Source organism: Streptococcus sp. 339, from assembly GCF_013277285.1.
Classification (GTDB): Bacteria; Bacillota; Bacilli; order Lactobacillales; family Streptococcaceae; genus Streptococcus; species Streptococcus pseudopneumoniae.
Genome location: NZ_VMMR01000095.1, coordinates 5,398 through 12,293 on the forward strand (window position 1 = coordinate 5,398; position 6,896 = coordinate 12,293).

Sequence of the window (6,896 nt, forward strand, 5' to 3'; positions counted from 1 at the left end):
TATATACGGTAAGGCGACGTTGATGTGGTTTGAAGAGATTTTTGAAGAGTATAAATATAAAGAAAAATCAGAAATTGAGATTAGAGAACTCTTTTGATTTCAATCCTTATTTTTGATAAAATGAAGCTGTAATGTATTAAAAATGAAGCATTACAAAGATAGGATAAGCCAACTTAATTTTTTATAAAATTAAAATTACAAAAGCTTGACAAAGCTAAGAAAGGATACTACCATGAGCACAGCACAGCACAGCACAGCACAGCACAGCACAGCACACAGGTGAAAACTCTGGACTTGAGAAATTAACTCTCACTTCAAAAGATGTTTTTACAGATAATATTTCAAAAATTGGTCAACTTTTTCCTGAAGTTCTGACGGAAAAGAGGGATGAATACGGCAGATTACGTTCTGCGATTGACTTTGAGAAGCTTAAACAGTTTTTATCAGAGGAAATTGTGGATGGTCGAGAATCCTATGAGTTTACTTGGGTTGGAAAGCGTGAAGCTATTGCAGAAGCTGGGCGACCAACTACCAAAACCCTAAGACCAGATCTTGATGAAAGTGTTGACTTTGAAAACAGTGAAAATGTCTTTATTACTGGAGATAATTTAGAAGTCTTGAAAATCTTACAAGAATCCTATCTAGGAAAAATTGATATGATTTATATCGATCCACCCTATAATACAGGGAAAGACTTTGTATATTCTGATAAGTTCCAAAAAACAGACGAAGAGTTGAAGGAAGAGATGGAACTTTTGGATGAAGAAGGGCGCCAGGTCATTGGGCTCACAAAAAATGAAAAAAATTCGGCCCGTTATCACTCAGACTGGCTCAATATGATGTATCCACGCCTCCGCCTAGCTCGTAACCTCCTCAAAGATTCAGGTGTCATCTTTATCTCTATCGATGATAATGAACAAGCTAATCTGAAAGCTATCTGTGATGAGATATTTGGGGAGGAGAATCTCGTTCAAACGATTGCTTGGAGAAGAAGTGATAATCAGCCTAATATAGGTAAAGCTGCTAGAGTAAAAGAATATATATATGTGTATTCAAAGGATTATTCTAGAGTTACATATGGACGGTTACCACTTTCAGATACAGCTAAGAAAGAATATGCTTATGAAGATTCAAAAGGAAAATATGGGAGAGGCATCCTACGTGATGAAGTTCGAGGAAGGTTTAATTATGAAATTCTAAGTCCTGCTGGAAAAGTACTTATGGGACCATGGATGGTTTCGGAAAAAGATTTTCACCAACTTTTAAAAGATGACAAAATTCATTGGCCAGAAAATGGAGGAGTTCCAAGAACAAAGATATATTTAAGTGATGCAATGAAGAATGGTCAACTATCTAATGATTTTTGGAATGTAGAGTTTGGAACAAATCAACGTGCCAATACTGAAATTAAGAAGTTATTTGATTTTAGAGTATTCGATTTTTCTAAGCCGACAAAACTATTATTAAATTTGTTAGGATTAGGTGCAAGTATAGAAACCGCCCTTATTCTTGATTTCTTCGGTGGTTCTGGTACTACGGCAGACGCAGTTATGCAACTGAATGCTGAAGATGGTGGAAATCGTAAGTTTATCCTATGTACTTTGGATGAAGAAGTAGCTGATAAGTCTGCTGCTAAAGAAGCAGGTTATGAAACTATTGATCAGATTTCACGTGAGCGGATTCGTCGTGCTGCTGCCAAGATTCAGGAGGAGTATCCTGAGTTGGTTGGCAAGCAGGACTTTGGATTTAAGGCTTATAAGTTAGACTCTTCTAATTTCAAAGATGTTTCAGCTCGACCTAATCAATTTATCCAGGGAGAACTATTTGATAGTGTATCCAATATCAAGGAAGGACGTACTGGCCTTGACTTACTTTTCCAAGTGATGCTGACATGGGGAATGGAACTGTCACTAGCCATTGACTTGGAGAAAGTAGCAGGCGCAGAAGTTTATGATGTAGATCAAGGATCACTCATGGCTTGTTTTGAAGATGAAATATCAGAAGAAGTTATCCATCATATCGCTCAAGCACAACCACTCCGTGCTGTTTTCCGTGATAGTTCATTTGCCAATTCAGCAGATAAGATTAACGTAAGTGAAATCTTCAAAGAATTATCACCTCATACGAAAGTGAAGGTGGTGTAGGCGATGTTCTATCAGCTGACAACTGATAATTGGATAAGTATCGGAGGGATTATAGTAGATTCGATTGCGATTATTGTTTCTATCAGCATTGCAATCTGGGTTACTAGACATGCTTTTAAAGATAACTTAAAACAACATTTATTTGAAAAAAGGATGATATTGTATAGTGATTTTGTTCTACTTTTGGAATACTTGCTTGCAAATCATACAGTTTCTAATCTAAAAAAGCAACATAAGGCAATTGATGAAAATATAACTAAATTATATTTTTTATCTAATAAGGAAATGTATAGTTTAGCCATAGAATTCATTCAAGAACTTGAAGATACTATCAAGAAAGTTGAAGACGGAAAGATACAAGAAGATAATCAAAAACTTATTTCTATTTGTCTTGTACTTAGTGATGCAATGAAGTGGGAAAAAGAGTATTTTAACGATATTACATCATCAAAAGTGAAAGAAATTAAAAAGAAATATAATATGGCGTAACTATTAAATATAGTTATAGATGTGAAATAGTTTATGTGAATTTAATAAAAAGAATATAGAATTATGAAACTACAATTTAAAAAACAACAATTTCAGTTGGATGCGGTTAGTGCCATTGCAGATTTATTTCAAGGGCAAGCCAAACATACTGGAGTTCAGTATATGGCGGATCCAGGTCGTCTCAAGTCAGATGAGGTAGATTTGGTTTTAGATGCTTATCGAAATGCACCGATTCAATTGAGTCAAACAAGTATACGAGAAAATGTTCATACTATGCAAACTCGTTATGGTTTGCGTCCTTCTGATAAACTATCGATTGATATGATTGCTGGACGAGAAGCTTATAATTTTTCCATAGAGATGGAGACGGGAACAGGGAAGACCTACACGTATATCCGTACAATTATGGAGTTGAATAAACGCTATGGCTGGCTTAAATTTGTCATTGTCGTTCCAAGTGTAGCCATTCGTGAAGGGGTTCTCAAGTCTCTACAGATCATGTCAAGTCACTTTCAGATGGAGTATGGGAAGCAACCACGCTATTTTGTCTACGATTCTTCACGTTTAGGTGATTTGGATAGTTTTGCCAATTCGTCAGACCTTCAAATCATGGTCATCAACTCTCAAGCCTTTAATACAAAAGGCAAAGATGCGCGACGGATTCATTCTGAACAGGAAAGTTTCCGTTGGCGCCGTCCAATTGATGTCTTGGCAGCTATGAATCCGATTATGATTATTGATGAACCTCAGTCTGTTGAAGGGAAACAGACAAAGGAAAGACTAAAAGATTTTAAGCCATTATTTACACTACGTTATTCGGCTACCCATAAAGAAAAACATGATATGGTTTATAGATTGGATGCCATGGATGCTTACAATCAAAAATTAGTGAAGAAGATTGCGGTTAAGGCTATTGAGCAAACTGGGACGACCGGGACACAAGGATATCTATATCTACAAGAAATCATTCCACAAAAAACAGGAGCACCCAAAGCAAAAATTGAGTTTGAAGTAAAAACGCAGTCAGGTGTTAAGAGGAAATTGAAGGTGGTGGAAGAACCCTTTGATTTGTATGCTGAATCGGGGAATTTATCTGCTTATAAAGGAATGACCCTTAGTCACTTTGATGCAAGAGAGAACAAACTTCAAGTTGGTGTGACGCAAGAACTTCATGTCGGTGAAGTGATAGGGGAAGTGGATGAGTCTAGCATCAGAAGAATTCAAATCCGAGAGACTATAAAAAGTCATCTCGAAAAAGAAAGTAAACTGTACAATCGAAGAATTAAAGTATTATCCCTATTTTTCATCGATGAAGTGGCCAAGTATAAACAATATGATGAACATAATGATGCCTATAATGGTGAATACGCTCAGATTTTTGAAGAAGAATATCGAAATCAAGTAAACCAGTTTATCCGAACACAGGAACCAACTCCTTATCGTAGATATTTGGAGGCTAATCTTGAAGGAAATTCAGTTCATGCTGGTTACTTTTCGGTAGATAAAGTGAAGAAGTCAGATAAGACCATTTTCGTAGATTATAAATCTGCCAGTGAAAAGAAAAGTAATCTTTCAAATGACACCGATGCCTATGACTTGATTATGAGGGACAAGGAGCGTTTGTTGAGCTTTGAAGAGCCAGTTCGTTTCCTATTTTCTCACTCAGCTCTAAAAGAGGGATGGGATAATCCTAATGTCTTTCAAATCTGTACGCTGAAGCAATCTTCAGCAGAAACCCGTAAACGTCAAGAAATCGGTCGTGGTATGCGTTTGGCAGTTGACCAAAACGGAATTCGTCAGGATTTTGAACTCTTAGGAAATGATGTTCATGAAATCAATAAACTGACAGTAATTGCAAATGAAAGCTATGAACAATTTGCTAGAAATCTACAAGAAGAAATCAAAGAACTCTTAGCAGAACGTCCTGTAAAAGTGGATGTTACTCTCTTTACGAATAAAGTTCTAACGAATCAAGAAGGTCAAACAATACGAATTACCAAGGAACAAGCAGATTCGATTCATTTTGATTTGATTCGACAAGGCTATATAGATCGTGAAGGACAATTAACCACAGAATATTTTACTGCAAAAGAAAATCATCAGTTACAACTGTCTGAAACGCTAGCAGGTTATGAGGATAATCTGGTAGAGATATTGGAGAGCGTTTATCATGCAGGACAGTATGAAATTGAAAATGCGAATAATGCGGTAATTCAATTCTCAAATGAGGTCAATCAAGAAAATATTGCCCGAAAAGAATTCTTAAATCTCTGGAAGCAAATCAATCGAAAGACAAGCTATCAAGTAGAGTTTGATGATACGGAGTTGGTAAAACATTCGGTTGACTATATCAATGAGAAATTAGTCGTTAGCAAACCAAGCTTTCATATAACTCAAGCAAGCGCTACTGAGATGAGTAAGGAAGAAGGACTCCATCTGATAGTGGCTGAAAATAATCGCCAACAAGAATATCTAACGGATTCGCAGATTATGACCAAATATGATTTGCTAGGGGAGATTGCTGAGCAGACTGGTTTAACTCGTAAATTGGTTGCGGAAATATTAAGTAAAATCTATGTCTACCAATTTGACAAGTTTAAACAGAATCCAGAAGAGTTTATTCTTAAGGTTTCAAAACTCATTAATGAACAAAAAGCAAGTCAAATTATCAAGCATATTCAGTATAATGTGTTAAATGAAGAGTATGATATGGACTTGTTTTATGACAATCCTGAAACTGCTAACAGATCAGATGATCACTTACTTGAATCCAAAAAAGGGATTTACAATTTTGTAAAAGTTGATTCCAATACGGAGAAGACCTTTAAAGAATCTTTGGAACAATACGAGGATGTTCGTGTTTATGTGAAGCTACCAGGGAAGTTCAGTATTGCGACTCCGCTTGGGAACTATAACCCTGACTGGGCAATCGCCTTCCGTGAAGGTAGTGTCAAACATATCTATTTTGTTGCAGAAACGAAAGGATCTATGTCTAGTCTTCAATTGAAACAAGCTGAGCAAGCAAAAATTTCCTGTGCGCGTGCTCATTTTAAAGCGTTAGCTCAAGCTGGATTGATTAATGATCAGCACATCTATGATGTGGTTTCAAGTTATGAGGAATTATTAAATATTGTAAGATAGGGAGGTAAAAGAAATGGAATTTATTGTATATCGTAAGGGAAGAGAAGTAGCTGTTTTTCAACGTAGGAGTGATGCAGAGAGATATGTGCACTCTAGAACTGGATTTTTTGGTGAACCAGATGCTTACTATCAGATTGAACAAAGAGGTTGTTATTTGACAGAAGCAGCTGTAACTTACAAGGGATTGGCAGATGACTGTGATGAATTGATGATTTTGCGAAAATTCAGGGATTCTTATCTAGCTTTTAAAGATGGTGGTCAGGAGGAAATTGAATCCTACTATAAGATGGCTCCTCAGATTGTTGCCAAGTTAGAAGAACATTCAAATCGTGAGGAAATACTAGAGTCTATCTGGTCAGGACTTGTCTTACCTTGTGTTTCCTTGATTAAAATAGGAGAGAATCAAACTTGCCATCAATTGTATAAAACATATACACTAGAATTGTCTCAAAAAGTGGTCCAATAAAACGAGTAGAGTATAGGAAAAGAGTTCGGGTCCTCGCTAACTTGTATAGTGAAGAGACCCCCTATTCTATTTAGATCCCCAATACCAAAACAAACGTGTCAAACTAATCACTAATAGAACATACTTGGAAGATTTTGAATGGAATGAGGAAGATACAAAGGAAGACAATTTCTCTAGCTGGCTTGATGAAATGGTAGGATTGTAAGGGGGGATTTTTACCCCTTGGGTTTTAAGAGTATATATAATTAAGATAAACTAAAAAGACTAACACAAAAAAAGAAAGTAGAGAAAAGAAAATGAAGTTATTAAAGGGTTTGGGCTTTGCCTTGGTATTGTTTTACATGGTTATATTTATTGGAGTAAACTTTGTGACTGTTGGGGTTGATAATGATAAAAAAGAAGAAACAACAAAAGAGATACAAAGGTATGAATTGTTAGACTAGACTAAAATAAAAAAGCATTATACAATAGTAATATGAAATCAACTAAAGAAGAAATCCAAGCTATCAAAACACTTTTAAAAGACTCTAGTACAGCTAAATATCATAAACGCCTTCAAATCGTTCTATTTCGTCTGATGGGTAAATCTTATAAAGAGATTATAGAGCTTTTAGACTGTAATCAAACAACGATTTGGCCAACTGTAAAAAAATATG

General features: G+C 35.9%; 6 protein-coding genes. All 6 read left to right on the top strand.

Going from position 1 to position 6,896, the window contains the following annotated elements:
* Positions 1–455: 455 nt before the first annotated feature.
* A complete protein-coding gene (locus HT736_RS10095; RefSeq protein ID WP_050971680.1) occupies positions 456–2,144 on the top strand; it encodes a site-specific DNA-methyltransferase in 1,689 nt (562 codons plus the stop codon).
* A gap of 3 nt (positions 2,145–2,147) precedes the next feature.
* On the top strand, positions 2,148–2,633 hold the full coding sequence (locus HT736_RS10100) for a hypothetical protein (protein WP_000499891.1): 486 nt from the start codon (positions 2,148–2,150) through the stop codon (positions 2,631–2,633).
* 63 nt (positions 2,634–2,696) lie between these two features.
* Positions 2,697–5,774: a DEAD/DEAH box helicase family protein gene (locus HT736_RS10105; protein ID WP_054393125.1), complete on the top strand. Its 3,078-nt coding sequence runs from the start codon at positions 2,697–2,699 to the stop codon at positions 5,772–5,774.
* Between the two features lie 13 nt (positions 5,775–5,787).
* Positions 5,788–6,240, top strand: coding sequence for a CFI-box-CTERM domain-containing protein (locus tag HT736_RS10110; RefSeq protein ID WP_023938157.1), 453 nt, complete (start codon positions 5,788–5,790; stop codon positions 6,238–6,240).
* Between the two features lie 296 nt (positions 6,241–6,536).
* Entirely contained in the window at positions 6,537–6,683 is a 147-nt protein-coding gene (locus tag HT736_RS10115; protein WP_000770987.1) for a hypothetical protein, read from the top strand.
* Positions 6,684–6,715: 32 nt separating this feature from the next.
* A partial coding sequence (locus HT736_RS10120) for a helix-turn-helix domain-containing protein (protein ID WP_138699612.1) occupies positions 6,716–6,896 on the top strand: 181 nt, incomplete at its 3' end.